Origin of the sequence: Dietzia sp. B44 (genome assembly GCF_014145245.1) — a bacterium.
GTDB lineage: Bacteria > Actinomycetota > Actinomycetes > Mycobacteriales > Mycobacteriaceae > Dietzia > Dietzia natronolimnaea.
The window spans coordinates 1-2,510 of record NZ_JAALEF010000414.1 but is presented as its reverse complement, the minus strand read 5'-3'; the positions used below and the strand labels follow the sequence as shown (position 1 = coordinate 2,510).

General features: G+C 70.3%; 3 protein-coding genes. 1 reads left to right on the top strand and 2 read right to left on the bottom strand.

Annotation, left to right across the window (positions count from 1 at the left end; genetic code table 11):
* Together G6017_RS13200 and G6017_RS13195 are read right to left on the bottom strand one after the other, a co-directional pair.
* Positions 1-306 (bottom strand): acyl-CoA dehydrogenase family protein (locus G6017_RS13200; RefSeq protein ID WP_347238004.1); only part of this gene is annotated, 306 nt, incomplete at its 3' end.
* Positions 303-1,469, bottom strand: a complete 1,167-nt coding sequence (locus G6017_RS13195) for an acyl-CoA dehydrogenase family protein (protein WP_182617751.1) — start codon at positions 1,467-1,469, stop codon at positions 303-305. The genes G6017_RS13200 and G6017_RS13195, both read right to left, overlap by 4 nt.
* 251 nt (positions 1,470-1,720) lie before the next feature.
* Between G6017_RS13195 and G6017_RS13190 the strand changes: the two genes are divergently transcribed.
* Positions 1,721-2,419, top strand: a complete 699-nt coding sequence (locus G6017_RS13190) for an IclR family transcriptional regulator (protein ID WP_107748977.1) — start codon at positions 1,721-1,723, stop codon at positions 2,417-2,419.
* Positions 2,420-2,510 lie beyond the last annotated feature (91 nt).

The following is a 2,510-nucleotide window of genomic DNA, read 5'->3' as shown; positions in this document are numbered from 1 at the left end:
GACGACGAGGTCGGTCTCCGCAAACGGGACCGCGACGCCGGCGGCGGCGGCCAGCCGGAGCAGGGTGGCGGCCTCGGCCCACCCCGCGCCACTGCCCCCGGTCTCCTCGGGAGCGGTGAGCCTTCCGATGCCCACCTCGGTCAGGGCTCGCCATGCGGCAGCCGCATCGGGATCGACGGTGGGTCCGGAGAACTGTGCCAGGACGCCCGCCATCATCGACTCGAGGTCCTCGTCGACCTCAAGTCCGACGGTCTCGGCGTTCCCGGCGTTCCCGGCGGTCTCACTGGTGGAGGTGTTCTCGTTCATCGCATCCCCATTCCTCGCGCGATCACGCCGCGCAGAATCTCGTTGGTCCCGCCCCGCAGCGTGAAGCCGGGCCGCTGGTGCAGTCCCGCACGGAGCAGGTCGGCGAGTTCGGACGAGGCGGTGTCCGCCTCGCCCGGCGAGAACTCGTCGCCGAGCCGGGTGGAGACCACATCGACGATGTCACCCTCGGTGGTGGTGCCCAGGAGTTTGATCAGTGCAGCGGCGTTGTCCGCGGGCTCCCCGCGTTGCAGCGCCCCGGCGATGTTCTGGCTCAGGGCGTGCAGGCCCGCCATCCGCGCGACCGAGCGGCCGAGATCCGTGCGGGCGGGCAACCGCCCCTCGGACACGGCCCCGATCTCGGCGGCGAGCAGGCGGAAGGAGGACAGGAATCGTTCGGGTCCGCTGCGCTCGAAGGCCAACTCGGAGTTGACCTGGTCCCAGCCGTCGCCGAGGGTGCCGAACACGCGGGAATCGGGGACGAACACCTCGTCGAGTACCACCTCGTTGAAGTGGTGGTCGCCCGAGAGGGACACGATCGGGCGGATGGTGACACCCTCGCTGCGCAGGTCGACGATGAACTGGCTCAGTCCCGCATGGCGGTCGGTGGTGTCCAGGGGTTCGGTGCGGGCCAGTGCGATGAACGCCTCCGCGTGCTGCGCTCCGGAGGTCCACACCTTCGTGCCGGTGATCGCCCAGCCGCCGTCGACGCGGACGCCCTTCGTCCGCACGCTGGCCAGGTCCGACCCGGAGTCCGGCTCGCTCATGCCGATGCCGAAACAACACTCCCCCGCTGCGATCCGGGGCAGGAACTCGCGCTTCTGCTCCTCGGTTCCGTACCGCAGGAGCGAGGGGGCGATCTGCCGGTCGGCGACCCACTGCGCGGCGACCGGCGCCCCGACGGCGAGGAGTTCCTCGGTGACGACGAAGCGCTCGAGGTGCGTGCGTCCCCGTCCGCCGTACCCGGTGGGGATGGCCATCCCGACCCAGCCGCGCTCGGCGAGGCGACGGGTGAAGTCCTCGTCCCATCGCGTGAGCCAGGTGTCGATCCACGGCGTGAGCCGACCGGCGGCGATCTCTTCGGAGAGGAAGTCACGGACCTCCACTCGCAGGGCGTCCATGTCCGCCGACGCCAGGGTGGGCGGTGGAGCGAGTGCGGACCGCATCGGGCCTCCTCGAAAGGGGTTGGTGTGATGTGTGCCTGTTCGGGGCCCGGATGGTGACCCGGACCACGTGCTCGAGAATCGCACGAATGGCAATTTTACGCAATAGCGGATCGAACTACGCTCTCTCGTATGCCCAGCGTGCGTCCCGCAGGGGCGGATAGTCTTACCCCATGACGCAACCGGATGCGGGAGACAGCGGGCGCACCGAGCAGCCCAGCATGGACAAGGTCCCCGAGCGTCCTCGCCACCGCATGGTCGACCGGGTCGCAGCGATCATGGAACTGGTCGCCAGGTCGGGAACCGGGCTGACCCTCACCGCGGTCGCCAAGGCCCTCGACGCCCCGATCAGCTCCACGCAGGGCCTGCTCAACGGCCTGGTCGCCGTCGGCTACCTCGACGAGCGCAATCGCGTCTACACGCTGGGGACCGCGCCGTATCTCCTCAACGTGATCGCCGGTCGGCCGCCCGTCACCTCCGTGTCGCGGGAGCAGCTCACCGCACTCCACGCTGAAACCGGTCTGACCACCGCCCTGTCGACCGACGTCGGTGACGACCTCTTCTATGTGGACCACGTCGCCGCCGATGCGCACTACGCCTACATCGCGGAGAACCGGTTGCGACGCTCGCTGCTGCGGACCTCCTCGGGCTGGCTACTCCTGGCCGACCGGGAGAAGCGTGACGTGTGGGCCTACCTGAACGCCCGGCCGGCTGCGGAGTCGGAGTTCGTCGACAGGTTCCTGGCCTCGCTCGAAGAGCTCCGCGAGACCGGTGTGTGTACGGCCCCCGGCGTGGCCGTGGACGGTGGCGACGGTGTCTCGGTCGCACTGCGCGAGGGGGGACGGACGATCGCGACCGTCGGCGTCATCGCCGCGCGGGACCTCATCGTCCAGCGCAGCGAGGAGCTGGCCCAGACCTGCCTCCGGCACGCCACCGCCTGGGGTCTGCGCTGAACCGGGGCCCGCGCTGACGCGAGGCCCCGGCCGACCATGGACTCGGCGACGGATCCGCGCCCCGTGAAGTCCCGGGGGGCGGATCAGCGCC